Consider the following 17,595-nt stretch of genomic DNA (forward strand, 5'->3'; position numbering starts at 1 on the left):
AACCCAACACCGTTCGGACCGCACCCATGTTGGGTTCGCAGTCGCGAACCCAACCCACTCTTCCGATCAGCCGGCCGTGGCCTTGCTGCGATAGTGGTAGCGGTACAGCTCGGTGCGAAAGCCCAGCGACCCGTAGAGCGCCAGGGCCGGCTGGTTGTCGGCCACCACCTGCAGGCAGGCGCCGCCGGCGCCCCGGGTCAGCGCCCAGTCCATCAGATGGCCGACGGTCCGCGTCCCGTATCCGCGCTGTCGGTGCTCGGGGTCGGTGGCGACGGATTCGACCACCAGCAGCCGGTCATGCACGACGCCATAGGCCGTCGCCACCACCCGGCCGTCGATCCGGCAGGACGCGAAGGTCTTGGGCAGGACGATGCTGTCGAGCATTTGGCGGAACACCGGATCGTCCGGGTCGGACCGCAGGGCGAGCCAATCTTCGTCCGGCCGGTCCGACAGCTCGATCCAGGCGCAGTCCCGCGGCCGGTGGTCGGCCAGGTCCGCCAGCAGGGTGGCGGTTTCGGCCTCGGCGGCATAGCCCTGCCGCTGCAGCGGTCCGTCCATGCCCGCAGCGATCGACGGCACCCGGAACCGGGCCGGCTGGCCGAGGCCGCGATAGATCCCTTCCGCCGCGGCGATGATGCCGCTCGGGTCGCGCGGGCCGCTGCGCAGCGGGTTGACCGAGTTGGTGCGTCGCGTGGCGCCGCCGGAGGCGCGCAGCAGCCAGCCGCCCAGCAACATCTGCCGTGGCGACGGCCAGGCGTTCTGGCAGGCTTCCTCGACTCTCCAGGCGATATCGTCGGCGGACATGGGCGCTGATCCCCGGAAACGGAAAGGGCCGGACGGCTGCCCGGCCCTCTCTCTATGTAGCGACGATTCAGCGCCGCGGCAGCAGCTTCTGCACCTCGTCGGCGGCGTCGGCCAGGGCCTCCTCCGGCGTCGCGCTCTGCTCCACCACCCGCGACAGGTTGTCGACGATGGTCTGGGTCACCTTCACGCCGTTGGTGCCGGGGAAGGCGTACCACGGCCGCATCTTCGGCATCTGCTCCAACCCGGCACGGAACAGCGGGTTCTTGGCATAGAAATCGCCGAGATATTCGGCCGACTTGGGCGCCATCTCGTTGTTCGGGACATAGCCGGTGCCGGGCACCACCACCGAGGCGCCGTAAGGGCCGGCGGCGAATTTGATGAACTCCCAGGCCGCCTGCTGCCTGGCCGGGTCGCGGGTCAGCATCACCGCGGCGTTGCCGCCGGTCGGCAGCCGGCCCTTGGCCGGGTCCAAGAGCGGGATCGCCGCGGTCCGCAGCTCGAACTTGTCGCCGACATTCTTGATGGTGTTCCGCAGCGCGCCCGTGGTCTGGAACTCGATCCCGACCTTGCCGGCGACGAAGGCCTGCTCGCCGGCGGACTTGGTGAAGACGGGCATGCCGCCCTCGGTGACCATGCGCTGGACCAGGGTGAAGGCGGCCAGCCCCTCCTGCCCGTCGAAGGCGACCTTCTTCTCATCCGCCGACAGCATGTCGCCGCCGGCGCCGAACAGCAGGGCGCTGAACATCCAGTCGTCGCCCTGCCAGCGGAAGTCGATGCCGTCGACGCCGTCGCCCAGCGCCTTGATCTTGGCGCCCAGCGCCAGCACCTCGTCCCAGGTCTTGGGCGGAGTGTCGGGATTGCCGCCGGCTTTCCGCACGAGGTCGGCGTTGTAGTACATGATCGGGTTCGAGGTGGCGAAGGCCAGCCCGGCCTGCTGCCCGCCGAACTGGGCCAGGCCCAGGATATGGTCGCTGAAGCCCTGCTCGGCCATATGGCCGTCCTTCTCGACGAAGGGCTTGAGGTCGACCGAGATGCCGCGCTCCGCCACCACCCGCAGCCGGTTCAGGCCGATGAAGGTGATGTCCGGCATCTCGGCGGTGCCGGCCTGGCGCAGGATCAGCTGCAGCCCGTCCTCATAGGTCGGCGACGGGCTGGCGAAGACGATCTTGATGTCCGGATGCTCGGCCATGAACTTCTGCGAGATCGTGTCCATCACGTCCTTGAAGAAGCCCGGCATCGGGTAATGGACGGTCAGGGTGGTCTCGGCCTGCGCGGCACCCACCAGCCCCGCCGCCAGAGCCATGCCCGCCAGCGCGGTTCGGATCAATTTCACGTTTGCCCCTCTCTGGAAGAAATACGACCGGGTCAGCCCTTCAGCCCGGTCAGGGTGATGCCTTCGATGAAGCGGCGCTGGGCGGCCAGGAAGGCGGCGACCAGCGGCAGGGTGACCACCACCGTGGCGGCCATCAGCGCGCCGTAGTCGTCCCCGGCTTCGGCGGCGCGGAAGAACAGCAGGCCCAGCGGCGGCGTCGCCATGCGGGTATCGCTGACCACGATCAGCGGCCAGAACAGGTCGTTCCAATGGGCGACGACCGAGAAGATCGCGAAGGCGGTGATCGCCGGCCAGGCGTTCGGCACGATGACGCGCCAGACGATCGCCAGCTCCGACATCCCGTCCAGCCGCGCCGCGGCGATCAGGTCGTCCGGCATCGCCCGGAAGAACTGCAGGAACAGGAAGATGCCGAACACCGAGATGGTGAAGGGCGCCACCAGCGCGACGTAGGTGTTCAGCGTCCCGGTGGCCGACAGCGCCACGTAGATCGGCAGGGCGATGGCGTGGATCGGCACCAGGAGGCCCAGCATGATCATCGTGACCATGGCCCGGGATCCGCGGAAGCGCAGCTTGGCCATGGCATAGGCGCAGGGCACGGCGACCAGCACCTGCAGCACCAGGATCAGGCCGCAGACGATCACGCCGTTCAGCAGGATCTGCGCCATCGGCACCCGGGTCACCGCCTTGGTCAGGTTCTCCACCAGCGCCCAGCGCTGCGGCAGCAGCGAGAGCGACGAGGAGAAGATCTCGTCCTGCGGCTTCAGCGCGACCGACAGCATCCACAGATAGGGCGCGACGAAGACCAGGGCCCCGAGCGACAGCAAGGCCAGGCGGGTGATCCTGAGGGGGGACCAGGCGGTCATGCGTAATGCACCCGGCGGTCGAGGACGCGGTACTGCAGCAGCATCAGCACCACCAGCACGGCCAGGAACACCACCGTCATCGCCGAGGCGTAGCCGACCCGGAGATAGACGAAGCCTTCCTGGTAGATGGTCCAGAGCAGCACCTCCGACGCCTTGTTCGGGCCGCCCTGGGTCAGGGTGCCGACGGTCTCGAACACCTTCACCGCGTTGACCACGCTGATGGTGATCACGAACAGCGTCGTCGGCCCCAGCATCGGCCAGGTCACCAGCCGGAACCGCTCCCAGGCGCCGGCGGCGCCGTCGATCTCGGCGGCGGCATACAGCTCGCGCGGGATCGCGGTCAGCCCGGCCAGGAACAGCACCATGTTGAAGCCGACCGACTGCCACACGCCGATCAGCGCCAGGCTCAGCAGCACGGTCTTGCTGTCGCCCAGCCAGTTCGGGCCGGGGATGCCGAACAGGCGCAGCATCTCGTTCACCGGGCCGATGCTGGGGTGCAGCAGGTACTGCCAGACCGTGGCCATGGCCACGAGCAGCGAGGCGACGGGCAGAAAGTAGACAGTGCGGAACAGGGCGCGGCCGCGCGTCTCCGCCTCGATCAGCAGGGCGACGCCGAGGCCCAGCAGCACCGAAGCCGGGGTGACGATGGCGGTGTAGATCGCAGTGTTCTTCAGCGAGATCAGGAAGGTGCGGTCGCCCAGCAGCTCGGCGTAGTTGTCGAGACCGATGAACCGGATGCCGTCATAGCCCAGCTCGTAGTCGCTCAGGCTGAACCCCACCACCGCCAGCGTGGGCGCCAGGATCAGCATCGCCAGCAGCAGCACCGCCGGGGCGGACAAGCGCCAGGCGGCGAAGCCCTCCGCCCGCGCCGCGGCCCGCGCGGCCCGGCGGGCGGTGCCGTCGTCGAGGGCGAGATCAGCCATGGGCGGCGATCCGAAGCGGCGCCGCCGTCACCGGCAGGCGGCCGCCCTCCGGGCCGAAGACCAGGATTTCGGCGGCGTCGACCGCCAGGGTCGCCGGCGCGCCGGGGGCCAGGTCAACCGCCAAGGCCGGGGCAGTCTTGGCGACCAGTTCGGCGCCGTCGGCCAGGGCCAGGAAGACCAGCAGCTCGGACCCCAGGAACTCCAGCCGCCGCACCTTTGCGGTCAGGCTGGGCGCCGCCAGGCCCGGCTGGCCCGGCATCAGGAGGCGCAGCGCCTCCGGCCGCACACCCAGCCTTACCGCCGTGCCGGGCGCGGCCTCGACGTCGTCGACCAGGACCCGGCCGCTGATGCGGGCGGCGCGCGTCTCGTCCAGCACCGTCTGCAGCAGGTTGATGCGCGGGCTGCCGATGAACTGCGCCACCTCGACATGGGCCGGGTCAGCATAGACCTTCGCCGGGCTGTCCAGCTGCAGCAGCCGGCCGCCCATCATCACGGCCACCCGGTCGGCCATGCTCAGCGCTTCGGACTGGTCATGGGTGACGTAGAGCGTGGTGACGCCGGCGCGGCGGTGCAGCTCGACGATCTCGCCGCGGGTGTGGACGCGGAGGTTGGCGTCGAGATTCGACAGGGGCTCGTCCATCAGGAAGGCGGCAGGCCGGCGCACCAGGGCGCGGGCCAGGGCCACCCGCTGGCGCTGGCCGCCGGACATCTGGCCCGGCTTGCGGTCCAGCAGATGGTCGATCCTCAGGCTGGCAGCCGTGTCGCGGACCTGGGTCTGGATCTCCGCGCGCAGCGCTCGTTGGCCGGGCATCAGGTTGCCGATGAAGGGCAGGCGCTGGGCTGTCGACAGCCGCCGCATCGCCAGCGGCACGGCGATGTTCTGGCCGGCCGTGAGATGCGGGTACAAGGCGTAGGACTGGAACACCATGGCGATGTCGCGCGCCGCAGGGCGCAGCGCCGTGATGTCGCGGTCGTCCAACTGCACCGATCCGGTGTCGGCGTGCTCCAGCCCGGCGGCGATGCGCAGCAGCGTAGTCTTGCCGCAGCCGGACGGGCCGACCAGGGCGATGAACTCGCCCGGCGCCGCCTCGATGGTCACGTCCTGCAGGATACGGTTGCCGCCGAAGGCCTTGCTGATGCGGCGCAGGGCGAGCCCGGTCACGAAGCGGCCTCGGCGGGTTGGTGGCGGGGATAGACCTCGTGGATCACGTCGTCGATCACGAAGGGCTGCAGCTCCGGCAGCTCCACGATCTCGCTCGACACCGTCTCGTCGAGGGTGTGGATCACGGCGCCGAGGATGCGGTCGCCCGGCATGTCGCGCTCCATCGGCCCGACGACGAAGCCGGAGGAGGGGCCCCAGACATAGCGGGTGCCGAGATGGGCGCCGGTCCAGGCGCGGTGCAGGTGGCCGCTGGCGACCAGGGCCACACCGTGCCGCTCGAACAGCTCCAGCAGCCGGCGGCGCGGCGCCGGGCGGATGCTCCAATAGCCGGTGTCGCCCTCGTCCGGCCGGTCGACGAAGATCGGCTTGTGGGTGAAGACCGCGACGCCGCGGCCCTCGCAGGCCTCCAGCACGCCCTCCAGCCAGGCGAACTGCTCCGCCTCCTCCGCGTCGTCGTCGCCGATAACCTGGCTGTTCAGCCCGACCAGGCGCCAGCCGGGCTGGTCGTGCACCCAGCGGTCCGGCCCGACGATGCGGCGCCAGCGCTCCAGCCGCTCGCGATTGGCCGGCTGGCGCGTCCCGGGCAGGTCGCCGACATCATGGTTGCCGGGCACCGACAGCACGGGGAAGGGCAGGGCGCGCAGCAGCTCGGCGCAATGCTCCAGATCGGCCTCGACATCGGCCCCGTCGACGCTGAGGTCGCCGGTGTGGACCACCAGGTCCGGCCGCGCGGCCTGCAGCCACTCCGCCAGCGGCGCCCAGTTCGGCGCGAAATGGCGCTTGCCGGGGCTCAGATGGGTATCGGTGATCTGGATCACCCGCACGGTCGGCTCCTTTGCTGCTGCCGATCGCGCCGGACGTCATGGCAAAGCACCCGCGCATCGGGCGGTCCGACGAGCGGCGGCAATCGGATGTGTCGAAATGCGAGCTTTGGTGCCGCGGCCGGTGTCCGGTTCCGCTGCGTCTCGCGGCGCGCGGATGATAGGAGCCGGAGATGACGGATCTGTTGCGTGTGCATGAAGAATCGATGTCCGCCGAGCCGGATCGGCGGTCGACGCCGTGAAGCATCGGCGGGCATCATGGTCCGGGGGGCGACTCGAAGAAGGCGGATGGATGATCGTTCGAGGGTGGCAGGCGGAATGGCGATGACCGAGGCGGCGACCCGCCGGCGATCGCCGCTGCTGATGGCCCTGGTGCAATGGAACCGCGCCACCATCCCCTGGCCGGTGGCGCTGCGCAACGCGCTGGCCGTGGCGCTGCCGGTGGTCCTCGGCGTGCTGTCCGGCCAGACCGATGTCGGGCTCGCCGTCGCCGGCGGCGCGCTCAACGTCGTCACCTCCGACGCGCCGGGGCCGCATGCGCTGCGCCTGCGCCGCATGCTGCTGATCTCGCTCGGCGCCGGGCTGGCGGCCCTGGCCGGCTTCTCGCTCGGCACGCAATGGCTGCCCTTCCTGCCGGTGCTCGCGGTCTCCGCCTTCCTTCTTGCCATGCTGGTGGCGCTCGGCCCGGTGGCGACGCAGGGTGGCACCGCGATCCTGATCGTGCTGGTTGTGACCGCGGGCACCGCCGGCCACGGCTTCGATCCCTGGGCCGCCTCCGGCCTGTTCTTCGCCGGCGGCCTGCTGGCGACGCTGTTCTCTGTCGCCGCCTGGCCGCTCCGGATCTACCAGCCGGAGCGCGACGCGCTGGCCTCGGTCTACCGCATGCTGTCGGAGATCGCCCGGGCGATGCCGGAGGACACGGAGTTCATGCCGCTGGCCGATTCCCTGGGCGAGGCACAGCAGCTGCTGGCCCGCGGCGGTGCCGCCCGGATCCGTGGGGTCGAGGCGTTCCGGGTGTTGCTCGGCCTGGCCGAGCGCATCCGGCTCGAGCTCCTGGCCCTGTCCGACCTGCGCGGGCAGGTCGATGATCCGGCGCTGCCGGCCGTGATGCGCCAGGCGGCGGTGGTGCTGCGCGGCCTCGGCATGGCGCTGCGCCAGGGCCGGCCGATGGAGGGCGGGGCGGCGCTGAAGGGCTTCGAGGCGGCGCTGGCCGGGCTGCGTGACGCCCGCCACGCCACGCACGATCCGCTCCTGCGGTCCCGCCTGCACCTGGCGGAGGCACGGGCGATCGGGCTGGCCGGCGCCCTGCGCGCCGCGATCCGCAACACGGCCGAGGCCGGCGCCCGCGGCGACCGGCGGGCGGCCGAGCGCGACGCCCTGCAGCCGGCGGCGCTGCGCCCCGGCGCGCCGCTGGCGACGCTTCGCGCCAACCTGTCGCTGTCCTCCGCCGCCTTCCGGCATGCGCTGCGGCTTACCGTCTGCGTGGTGGCGGCGGAGGCGCTGGGCCGCGCCATCGGCCTGCCGCAGTTCTACTGGATCGCGATGACCGTGGTGATCGTGCTGAAGCCGGATTTCGGCGGCACCGTCAGCTTCGGCCTGCTGCGCATGTTCGGCACCCTCGCCGGACTGCTGGTGGCCACCGCCGTCGTCTATCTGGTGGCCGACCATCCGCTGGCCCAGGCGCTGCTGCTCGCGCCGCTCTATTTCGGGTTCCGCTACCTGGTGCCGGTGCATTACGGCCTGGCGGTGTCGCTGCTGACCGCCGTGGTGGTGCTGCTGCTGGGCCTGGCCGGGCAGCCGGCCGGCCATACGCTGCTGGACCGCGGCGTCGCCACCGTGCTGGGCAGCCTGCTGGCGCTGGCCGCCTATCTGCTGTGGCCGACCTGGGAGCGGGGGCGCGAGCGGCCGGTGATCGCCGCCATGCTCGACGCCTACGCCGCCTATCTGGCCGCGCTGCTCGGCACCGACCCGAAGGCCCAGGCCGAGGCCCGCACCGCCGCCCGCGGCGCCCGGGTCAATGCCCAGGCCTCGGTCGAACGGCTGCGGGTCGAGCCGGCCGATCCCGAGCAGCCGGCGCGGGCCGAGGCGATCTTCGCCAATGCCAATCGCATCCTGCGTGCCGGCATGGCGCTGGAGAGCGCACTGCACGACCACGGCGGCGCGGCGCTGGCGAAGCATGCCGCGATCGGGTCCTTCGGCCATGCCATCGCCGCCGCCCTGGGCGAGCTGGCGGCGGCGCTGCGCGACCACCGGGCGCCGGCGATCCCGTCCGACCTGCCGGCGCGCCACCGGGCGCTGGCCGAGCTGCTCGACCCGGCCCGCCAGCCGGACGCGGATCTGCCGGTGATCATGGCGCTGCTTGAGGCGACCGACCGTATGGTCGACGCCGTCGAGGCGCTGGCCGGGGTGATCGGAGCCGGGGCGGCCGTGCCGCCGCAGACGAACCTCTGGTAGTCAGCGGCGGCGGGCTGGGCCGTTGCCTTCCAGAAGCCGGATCAGGCGTCGGTTCTGGCGGGCGCGGGCGATGTCCGGCGGCGTGCCCCCGAAGTCGTTCCGCCGCTGCGGATCGGCGCCGCGGGCCAGCAGCAGCTTGACGACCTCGATCCGGTTCTGCATCACGGCTTCGTGCAGCGGGGTATTGCCGAGCTCGCCCGACGCATTCGCATCGGCGCCGCCGTCCAGCAGCGCCGTGATCTCGTCGGTCCGGCCGCGGTTTGCCGCGACATGGATCGGGGCGTCGCCGAAGATCCCGACCTGGTTCACGTCGGACAGGTCGATCCCGGCAAAATCGGGCAGATCCTCGTCCTTGTAGCGTCTCAGCACATCATCGGCGTTCATCAAGGCATTCTCACCATAGGAGTATCAGGCCGCATCGCGCCGCATCGCTGCGCTCTCGACCACGGCGGCAATGGCGTCGAGCATGGCGGTGTCGTCGCCGGCCATGGCCTCCATCGACGCCATGCGGTCGATCACCGTGGCGGCCACGCTCTCCTCCACGGTGCCCTCGGCATAGGCGTAGTAGATCACCGCGCGCTCGCCGTCGCGGTGGCAGCGCCCCTCGATCTGCTGCAGCTGGATGGCGCTGTGGCGCATGTCGTGCACCACCAGCGACCGGTCGCGGTCGCCGCCCGGCAGCTCGCCGCGATGCAGCGAGATCGATTCCGTGACCGTGAACAGCACCGCGTCCAGCCGGCCGGTCTGGAAGGCGATCCGGACATCCTCGTTGGCGTTGCCGGTCTGCGTGCCGTTGATCTCGCCAACCGACCAGCCGCGGCCGCGCAGCGTCTCGGCCAGCATGGCGCTGGTCTCCAGGAAGGCGACGGAGACCGCGACCTGCTGCCCGTTGGCCAGCAGGTCCTCGCAGAAATCGGCGGTGCCGGCGATGCGCAGCAGGCTAGCCTTCTGGCGGAAGCGCAGGTCGGCCGCCCAGCCGGTGGCGCGGCGGGTGCTGCCGCCGGCCAGGCCGAGCTCGCGCCGGAACTCGCGCCAGGTCGCCTCGTAGAGCCGCCGGGCCGGCGCGTCCAGCGCGGTCGGCGCCAGCTCGCGCTGCACCTCCGGCCAGCCGGCGATGTCCTCCGGCCGGCGGCGCAGCCCGATCGCCTTGGATCCCTTGTACAGCAGGTCGGCCATCACCCGGCGGTCCTCCGGGTTCGGCTCCCAGCTCCAGTTCTTCCAGCGGCCCTTGGCGCGGCCGATGCGCAGCCGCTTCATCAGGGCGCGGAATCCGTCGAGGTCGCCGGTGCCGCCCGCAGCCTCGGCCAGCAGCCGGCCGAGATAGGACAGCTCGTGCGGCGCCTGGCCGGCGGTGGCGCTTATATAGATGGTGAACGCGGCGGCCGCGGCCATCTGCCGGCAGACGAGGCCCTGCTGAGAGTTCGGGTTGCGGATGCGGTGCGCCTCGTCGATCACCACGATCGGCCAGGTTCGCTTCGGCGTGCCGTGCTTCGCCAGCTCGTTGTTCTTGGCCCGGGTCGACCGCTTGGTGCTGGCCGGCGGCGGCGCCAGCAGCACCTTGGTCTTCTCGAAATTGATCAGCGTCACCCGCTTCGCCGCGGTGCCGGAGCGGGCGATGGTCCGGCGCCATTGCGGCACGGCGCCCTTCGGGCAGATCACCAGCACCTCGTTCTCCGGCATCGCCGCGACCGCCAGCCAGGCCGACAGGGTCTTGCCCAGCCCGGTCAGATCGCCCAGCAGGAAGCCCGGTCGCCCCTTCGTCCGGGCCGCGAGGATGGCGTCTCGGGCCACCAGCTGGTGCGGCCGCGGCACGAAGCCGGGGCCGTCATCGGCAGGGCGGATCTTGGCAGCCGGATCGATGGTCTCCATCGCGCCTTCCTGGCCCGATCCGGGGCGAAGCGCAATGGCACCCGCCGCGATTCCCGGCCGGCCTCTTGGCAGGACGTGTTCCCTGTGTCCAAGGCAATGGTATGATATTCCTGTTACATCGTTGTTTTTGCTTTGTTTTATGGATGGCCGGGAGCATGGTGCGCCGCGTCATCCCGAAACGATCGCTTGCGATCAGAGGTTTCCATGAGGAAGAGCTTATTCTGTGGGGCCGCATTGGCGGCCCTCGCCGTCGCGAGTACGGCCCAGGCCGACGACGCCAATGTGACGTCGGGCCTGCAGCTCAAGATCTCCGGCCGCATCGGCTTCCTGGCAGGGCTGTCGTTGACCGACAACGGCACCGAGAAGTTCGATCGCGACTACGACTTCGCGTCCGGCGCGCGGATGCAGTTCGACATCAAGAACGTCACCGATTCCGGCCTGGAATACGGCGCCCGCATCCGGTTCAACAACGTCAACCGGCGCCAGGACGTCACGGTCGACCGCACCTATGTCTACGTCAAGGGCGACTTCGGCACGGTCACCTTCGGCGACGCCCCCTACATTGCCGAGGATATCGGCGTGGTCTACGCGCATCAGACGCTGGCCACGAAGTTCGGCCTCGACACCGACTGGGCCGACGGCTTCCGCAGCTCCGCCAACACCTTCGGCGGCAGCGACAGGTTCTTCGCCGTGGCCGCGTATGACACCATCGGCGGGCTGAGCAACAAGGACACCAAGATCAAGTACACCTCGCCGAACCTGGCGGGTTTCTCCTTCGGTGTCGATTTCACGCCGGTCGTCGGCGGCAACGGCCATGCCGGCAACGGCGGCCGCAACGACCTGTTCAACGACAGCAGCACCCTCTACGAGAATGTGATCGGCGGCGGCGTCGACTACAGCCAGAGCTTCGACGGCACCGCGGTGCGCCTCGCCGCCACGGCCTATAACGGCAACGGCGTCAGCGGCAACCATGACTTCGAGGCCTACACCCTCGGCGGCCAGGTCGGCTTCGCCAACGCCTTCTGGGCCAGCGTGAACTGGACGCACTTCTCCAGCATGTATCAGACCGACAAGGCGATCGACTCGATCGTCGGCGACCTGTCCTACACCACCGGCCCGTGGCTGGCCTCGGTCGGCTATGCCTACACCACGGCTGAGAAGGGCAACGGGCTGGATTCCTCCTTCACCGACGGCCAGGACCTGAAGACCAACCACAGTGTGATCGGGACCCTGGTCTACAACCTGGCGCCGGGGCTCAACCTGTTCAGCGAGCTGCGTTACGAGAAGAACGAGTTCCGCGTGGGCAAGGACTTCGAGACCTCGGCCCTGACCGCCGGCACGGTCCTGACCTTCTGATCCGGACCCCGGGGCGCGGTCCTGCCGCGCCCCCGACCGCCTCAGGCCAGCTTGATTCCCAGCACGTTGGCGCCGGTGTAGAGACCCAGCAGCACGATGGCGATGCTGCTGATCACCAGAAGCGCGTTGAACGCCGCCCCGCCATACAGGTCGGGATCGGTTTCGGACCGCCGCAGGTACCAGACCGCCACCACCGCGGCGAGCAGGAAGATCCCGGTCGCCACGCCGCCGATCTGGATCATCAGCACCGGCGACTGCACGGTCATGTAGGCCAGCCCCCAGATGATCGGCAGCGCCACGGTGAAGATGCGGATCCAGCGCGTCCGCTGCCGCGTGTCGTGCCAGTCCACCGCGCCGATGACGGCGAGCAGGTTGACATACATCCGCGACCAGCTCGGGATCGAGGCCCACAGGGTCGAGCCCAGCACCGCGATCGCGCCGACCAGGAACAGGAACCCGGCCCATTCGCCGAGCGTATCGGTGTACATGCGCGAGACGGTGGTGATCATCTCGTTGCCGGCCGGCACCAGCCCCTGCGGGTTCAGCACCGCGGCGCCCATGATGTAGAAGGCGATGGTCGAGAAGGTGTAGATGCACCAGGACAGGAAGGCGTCCTTGTACATCACGCTGATCCAGCCCCGGGCGCGGCGCTTCCAGGCCTCGCTGCCGTCATTGGGGCCGACCGACCGGGCATATCCCTTCTCGACGCACCAGTAGGTGTAGAAGGTCAGCTCGTCCGCGCCGACGCCGGTGATGCCGAACATCGCGATCGCGGCGCCCACCGCGCCTGCCGGGATGGTCAGGGCCAGCCCCGTGGCCAGATCGCCGGCGGCATAGGGATAGGGCGTGAAGGGCAGGCCGAGCGCGATCACCACCGTGACGAAGGAGAAGACCACGACCAGCAGCACCGCGCCGCGCTCGATCAGGTTGTAGTTGTTGGAATACAGCAGGGCGATCGAGACGCAGACCAGGAGCGCCGTCCAGATCCCGAGCGACGTGGTGCCGAGCGGGTCGCCGCCCAGCGGCATCAGGATCGAGAAGGCCAGCGCGGTGCCGCCCAGGACGCCGCCGACCTGCAGGATCTTCGACAGCGCCATGACGACCCACAGCAGGTTGACCCAGCCGATACGCCCGACGGCCGGCGGCACCTTGTTGTAGCCGGTCAGGGCCGGCTGCCCGGTGGAGATGGTCCAGCGCGCCAGCTCGACCTGCACGGCCACCTTCACGAAGGTCGAGAAGATCACCATCCAGAGCAGGGCGAAGCCGACCTGCGCACCCAGCGTGGTGGTGGCGACGAGCTCCCCGGATCCGACGATCGAGGCCGACAGGATCAGCCCGGGTCCGAGATGCTTCAGGCTGGCGCCCCAGCCTGCGGGCGGCTCGCGGACGCCTTCCGGGGTGAGGTGATAGGGATCGTCGATGTCTGTGGTTCGCCCCTGGGCGATGTCGGTCATGGCGGTTTCCCCTTCTCAGCTCCGCGCATCCCGCCCGATCGTCGTCGGGCTTGCGAATGCGTCCGGTTGCGAAGGCTATCGTCCGACATTTCGGCGCGGCAGACGAGCCCAAACCGTACCCTCCGCCATGGTCGGATGATCCCGAAGCGCCCATATCGTTCCGAAAGGAGCTCGGAAGCGTGAGCGCGTCGCGTGCGGCCCTGTTTGCGGCGATTCTCGTCGCCGGTGTGATCGGCGCCTCCAGCCCTGCGGCCGCGGAGGATGGCACGGCCGGGGCTGTGCCGTCCGGGCCGGCGCTGATGGTCGCGATCGATGGGCCGATCGGTCCGGCGACGGCGCGCCACGTGCATGACGCCCTGGCCGAGGCGGTGGGGCGGCAGGCCGCGGTCGTCATCCTGCGCCTGGACACTCCGGGCGGCCTCGCCACCAGCATGCGCGAGATCATCGCCGAGATGCTGGCCTCGCCGGTGCCGGTCGCCGGCTTCGTCGCGCCGTCGGGCGCTCACGCCGCCAGCGCCGGCACTTATATCCTCTACGCCGCGCATGTGGCGGCGATGGCGCCGGGCACCAATCTCGGCGCCGCCACGCCGGCGCAGATCGGCGGTGCGCCGCCCGGGCTGCCGGGGACGCCCGGCCCGGGCGACGAGGACAAGGGCGGAACCGGCGGCGATGCGATGATGGCGAAGGTGACGAACGACGCCGTCGCCTTCATCCGCAGCCTGGCGGAGCTGCGCGGCCGCAACGCCGACTGGGCGGAGAAGGCGGTGCGGGAGGCGGCCAGCCTGTCGGCCGACGCCGCGCTGACCGCCGGGGTCATCGACCTCGTCGCCCGGGATCCGGCCGATCTCCTGAAGCGGATCGACGGCCGCAGCGTCGTCATGGCGGACGGGACTCATCGGCGCTTGGCAACCAAGGGGCTGGCGCTGGAGACGATCGAGCCGGGCTGGCTGATCCGGCTGCTCTCCGTCATCACCGATCCCAATGTCGCGATCATCCTGATGCTGATCGGCGTCTACGGCCTGATCTTCGAGTTCACCAGCCCCGGCGCGGTCGCCCCGGGCGTCATCGGCGCGGTCTGCCTGGTCCTCGGCTTCTATGCCCTCGACATGCTGCCGATCGACTACACCGGCCTGGCGTTGATGCTGCTCGGCGTCGCCTTCCTGGTGGTCGAAGCCTTCAATCCCACCGTGGTGCTCGGCCTGGGCGGCGTCGTCGCCTTCCTGCTCGGCGCCGCCATGCTGCTGCGGATCCAGGGGCCCGGATACCAGCTCTCCTGGCCGGTCATCGGCATCGCGATCGCGATGATGGCCGGGCTGGTTTTCACCGTCAGCCGTCAGCTCTGGCTGGTCCGGCGGCGCCCGGCCGGGGTCGGCGCCCAGTCGATGCAGGGATTACCGGCGCGGATCATCGATTGGGAGGGCGAGGCGGGCCATGTCTTCGCCCGCGGTGAGCGCTGGCAGGCCCGCGGCGAAGCCGGCTTCGGTCCGGGCGAGACGGTGGAGATCGCCGGCATCCGCGGGCTGACGCTCCTGGTCCGGCGGCGGGCCGCGCCTCGGGACGGAGATCGACGATGACCATTCTCGACAATATGGCCTATGCCCTGCTGCTGGTACTGGCGGTCGTGTTCATCGCTGCGGCGATCCGCATCCTGCGCGAATACCAGCGCGGCGTGGTCTTCACCCTTGGCCGCTTCACCGGGGTGAAGGGGCCTGGCCTGATCCTGCTCGTGCCCGTCGTGCAGCAGATGGTGCGGGTCGACCTGCGCGTGGTGGTGCAGGATATACCGCCCCAGGACGTGATCTCGCGCGACAACGTCTCGGTCAAGGTCAACGCCGTGCTCTACTTCCGCATCGTCGATCCGGAGCGGGCGATCATCGCGGTCGAGGACTTCATGGCCGCGACCAGCCAGCTGGCGCAGACCACGTTGCGCTCGGTGCTCGGCAAGCACGATCTCGACGAGATGCTGGCCGAGCGCGACCGCCTCAATGCCGACATCCAGGAGATCCTCGACCAGCAGACCGACGCCTGGGGCATCAAGGTCACCAATGTCGAGATCAAGCATGTCGACCTCAACGAGAGCATGATCCGGGCGATCGCGAAGCAGGCGGAGGCGGAACGGCTGCGTCGGGCCAAGGTGATCAATGCCGAGGGCGAGCAGCAGGCGGCGGAGAAGCTGGTGGAGGCCGGCCGAATGCTGGCGCGCGAGCCGCAGGCGATGCAGCTGCGCTATTTCGCGGCGTTGCACGACATCGCCGGCGAGCGCTCCTCGACCGTGGTCTTCCCGCTGCCGATGGACCTGCTCGGACACTTCACCCGCCGGCCGGATGGGGAGCAAAGCTAGCCCGCCCGCAGGTATTTCGCGCTGCTGTCGTGCTCGAACAGGTACAGCAGGGTGCGCAGCGCCTGGCCGCGCGGACCTTCCAGCTCCGGGTCCTTGTTCAGGATCAGGGCGACGTCGTCCTTCGCCACGGCCAGCAGGTCGCCCTGGGAGTCGATGTCGGCGACGCGGAACTCCGGCAGGCCGCTCTGCCGCGTGCCCAGCACCTCGCCGGCGCCGCGCAGGCGCAGATCCTCCTCGGCGATGCGGAAGCCGTCCTCGGTCTCGCGGATCGTCGCCAGGCGCTGCCGCGACGTCTCCGACAGCGGCGGGGAATACAGCAGGATGCAGCGCGACGCGGCGTCGCCGCGCCCGACCCGGCCGCGCAGCTGATGCAGCTGGGCCAGGCCGAAGCGCTCGGCATGCTCGATCACCATCACCGTGGCCGCCGGCACGTTGACGCCGACTTCGATCACGGTGGTGGCGATCAGGAGGTCGATGCCGCCCTCGGCGAAGCCGGCCATCACCGCATCCTTCTCCGCCGCCTTCATCTTGCCGTGCACCAGCCCGACCTTCTCGCCGAACATGCGGCGCAGGTCGTCGAAGCGGTCGGTCGCGGCGGCCAGGTCGCTGGTCTCCGATTCCTCGACCAGCGGGCAGACCCAATAGGCCTTGCCGCCGCTCGCGAGATGCCGGCCGATGCCGGCCACCACCTCGTCGATCCGCTCGGCCGAGACGGCGCGGGTGTCGACCGGCGTGCGCCCCGGCGGCTTCTCGGTCAGCTTCGACACCTCCATGTCGCCATAGGCGGTCAGCTGCAGCGTGCGCGGGATCGGCGTCGCGGTCATCACCAGCACGTCGACGCCCTCGCCTTTGGCTGAGAGCTGCAGCCGCTGATGCACGCCGAAACGGTGCTGCTCGTCGATCACGGCCACGGCCAGGTCGGCGAACTCGACGCTCTCCTGGAACAGCGCGTGGGTGCCGACGGCGATGCGGATCGAACCGTCGGCCAGGCCGGCCAGGGTCTCCTTCCGTACCTTGCCCTTGTCGCGGCCGGTCAGCAGGCCCGGCTCCAACCCGACCGGCTGCAGCAGCGCCGCCAGCGTCTCGCGGTGCTGCCGGGCCAGGATCTCGGTCGGGGCCAGCAGCGCCGCCTGGCGGCCGTCCTCCACCGCCGCCAGCATGGCCAGGAGCGCGACCACGGTCTTGCCGCTGCCGACATCGCCCTGCAGCAGCCGCAGCATCCGGTTCGGCGCCGCCATGTCGGCATAGATCTCGGTCAGGGCCAGGCGCTGGGCGTTGGTCAGGGCGAAGGGCAGGGCGGATTCGACCTTTTCCCGCAGCGACCCGTCGCCTTTGGTCGGCCGGCCGGGGCGCTGACGGGTGGAGCGGCGGAACAAGGCGAGAGCCAGCTGGTTGGCCAGCAGCTCGTCATAGGCCAGGCGCTGCCGGGCCGGGGCGACGGGCAGCAGGTCGGCCGCATCCCCGGGCGCATGGGCCCGGCGCAGCGCGTCCTGCCAGCTGGGCCAGCCGCGGCGCTGCAGCCAGGCAGGGTCCTGCCATTCCGGCAGCTCCGGCGCCCGGGCGACGGCGTCGGCGATCACCTTGGCCAGGGTGCGCGGCTGCAGCCCGGCGGTCAGCGGATAGATCGGCTCGACCACCGCGATCGCCTCACGCTCCTGCAGCGTGCCGACCCGGTCGGGATGCGGCATCTGCAGGCTGCCCTGATACTGCTCGATCCGGCCGGAGACGATGCGGGTCTGGCCGATCGGGAAGGTCGTCTCCAGCCATTTCGCCTGGGCGTGGAAGAAGACGAGGTCGATCGTCCCGGTCGGGTCCGAGGCGCGGACCCGGTGCGGCGCGCGAGTGGACGAGCCCCAGATATGGCCATCGATCCTGAGGGTCAGGGTGACGATGCCGCCGGGCTGGGCCTCGCGCAGGGTGACCACCCGGCGACGGTCGATCACGCCCGAAGGCAGGTGCCACAGCAGGTCCAGCGCCTTCGGCCCGGCCAGTCTTTCGATCAGCCGGGCGATCTTCGGACCGATGCCGTGCAGGGATTCGATGGCAGCAAAGAGCGGGAAGAGGATTTGCGGACGCAAGGCTCGGGTCTATATGGGGGCTCACGTGGACACGCACCTTAACCCGCCTCTCCCGCCCTGGGTACGGTCTGCGCCGATCACGGAAGGCGCCAGGGCAGGAGCCGTGCGCAGCGCGATGCGGGGCATCGGGCCAGCAC

At 70.2% G+C, this 17,595-nt stretch carries 14 protein-coding genes; 4 read left to right on the top strand and 10 right to left on the bottom strand.

Going from position 1 to position 17,595, the window contains the following annotated elements:
- Window positions 1-66: 66 nt before the first annotated feature.
- From ACFW16_RS09685 to ACFW16_RS09710, 6 genes are all read right to left on the bottom strand, one after another.
- Window positions 67-804, bottom strand: coding sequence for a GNAT family N-acetyltransferase (locus ACFW16_RS09685; RefSeq protein ID WP_380304234.1), 738 nt, complete (start codon window positions 802-804; stop codon window positions 67-69).
- 67 nt (window positions 805-871) lie between these two features.
- A complete protein-coding gene (locus tag ACFW16_RS09690) occupies window positions 872-2,137 on the bottom strand; it encodes an ABC transporter substrate-binding protein (protein WP_380304236.1) in 1,266 nt (421 codons plus the stop codon).
- A gap of 32 nt (window positions 2,138-2,169) precedes the next feature.
- A complete protein-coding gene (locus tag ACFW16_RS09695) occupies window positions 2,170-3,000 on the bottom strand; it encodes a carbohydrate ABC transporter permease (RefSeq protein ID WP_380304238.1) in 831 nt (276 codons plus the stop codon).
- Complete coding sequence (locus ACFW16_RS09700) at window positions 2,997-3,923, bottom strand: carbohydrate ABC transporter permease (protein ID WP_380304240.1); 927 nt, start codon at window positions 3,921-3,923, stop codon at window positions 2,997-2,999. Before ACFW16_RS09700 ends, ACFW16_RS09695 begins: the two co-directional genes overlap by 4 nt.
- A complete protein-coding gene (locus ACFW16_RS09705) occupies window positions 3,916-5,085 on the bottom strand; it encodes an ABC transporter ATP-binding protein (protein ID WP_380304242.1) in 1,170 nt (389 codons plus the stop codon). The genes ACFW16_RS09700 and ACFW16_RS09705 overlap by 8 nt, the downstream gene beginning before the upstream one ends.
- A complete protein-coding gene (locus ACFW16_RS09710; RefSeq protein ID WP_380304244.1) occupies window positions 5,082-5,909 on the bottom strand; it encodes a metallophosphoesterase family protein in 828 nt (275 codons plus the stop codon). The genes ACFW16_RS09705 and ACFW16_RS09710 overlap by 4 nt, the downstream gene beginning before the upstream one ends.
- Window positions 5,910-6,230: 321 nt before the next feature.
- On the opposite strand from ACFW16_RS09710, the gene ACFW16_RS09715 reads away from it, so the two are divergent.
- The gene (locus tag ACFW16_RS09715) at window positions 6,231-8,360 is read left to right on the top strand and encodes an FUSC family protein (RefSeq protein ID WP_380304246.1); all 2,130 of its coding nucleotides are present in this window, start codon (window positions 6,231-6,233) and stop codon (window positions 8,358-8,360) included.
- On the opposite strand, the gene ACFW16_RS09720 is transcribed toward ACFW16_RS09715, so the two are convergent.
- Entirely contained in the window at window positions 8,361-8,744 is a 384-nt protein-coding gene (locus ACFW16_RS09720) for an ankyrin repeat domain-containing protein (RefSeq protein ID WP_380304248.1), read from the bottom strand.
- 24 nt (window positions 8,745-8,768) lie between these two features.
- Window positions 8,769-10,229 (bottom strand): DEAD/DEAH box helicase family protein, encoded by a 1,461-nt coding sequence (locus ACFW16_RS09725; protein WP_380304250.1) that lies wholly within the window; start codon window positions 10,227-10,229, stop codon window positions 8,769-8,771.
- A 204-nt stretch (window positions 10,230-10,433) separates the two neighbouring features.
- Between ACFW16_RS09725 and ACFW16_RS09730 the strand changes: the two genes are divergently transcribed.
- A complete protein-coding gene (locus ACFW16_RS09730) occupies window positions 10,434-11,585 on the top strand; it encodes a porin (protein ID WP_380304252.1) in 1,152 nt (383 codons plus the stop codon).
- 41 nt (window positions 11,586-11,626) lie between these two features.
- Here the strand turns inward: ACFW16_RS09730 and ACFW16_RS09735 are convergent, their stop codons facing one another.
- Window positions 11,627-13,039 carry an Nramp family divalent metal transporter gene (locus tag ACFW16_RS09735; RefSeq protein ID WP_380304254.1) on the bottom strand — a complete coding sequence of 471 codons (1,413 nt, stop codon included), beginning with the start codon at window positions 13,037-13,039 and terminating at the stop codon, window positions 11,627-11,629.
- Window positions 13,040-13,218: 179 nt separating this feature from the next.
- Here ACFW16_RS09735 and ACFW16_RS09740 point away from each other — a divergent pair, with 179 nt between their 5' ends.
- Window positions 13,219-14,613: a nodulation protein NfeD gene (locus tag ACFW16_RS09740; protein ID WP_380304256.1), complete on the top strand. Its 1,395-nt coding sequence runs from the start codon at window positions 13,219-13,221 to the stop codon at window positions 14,611-14,613.
- Window positions 14,610-15,380 carry a slipin family protein gene (locus ACFW16_RS09745; RefSeq protein ID WP_380304258.1) on the top strand — a complete coding sequence of 257 codons (771 nt, stop codon included), beginning with the start codon at window positions 14,610-14,612 and terminating at the stop codon, window positions 15,378-15,380. The genes ACFW16_RS09740 and ACFW16_RS09745 overlap by 4 nt, the downstream gene beginning before the upstream one ends.
- On the opposite strand, the gene recG is transcribed toward ACFW16_RS09745, so the two are convergent.
- Entirely contained in the window at window positions 15,377-17,458 is a 2,082-nt protein-coding gene (gene recG, locus ACFW16_RS09750) for an ATP-dependent DNA helicase RecG (RefSeq protein ID WP_380304260.1), read from the bottom strand. The two genes, ACFW16_RS09745 and recG, sit on opposite strands and share 4 nt — an antisense overlap.
- Between the last annotated feature and the right edge of the window lie 137 nt (window positions 17,459-17,595).

The sequence above is a fragment of the Inquilinus sp. NPDC058860 genome (assembly GCF_042743185.1).
GTDB lineage: Bacteria > Pseudomonadota > Alphaproteobacteria > DSM-16000 > Inquilinaceae > Inquilinus.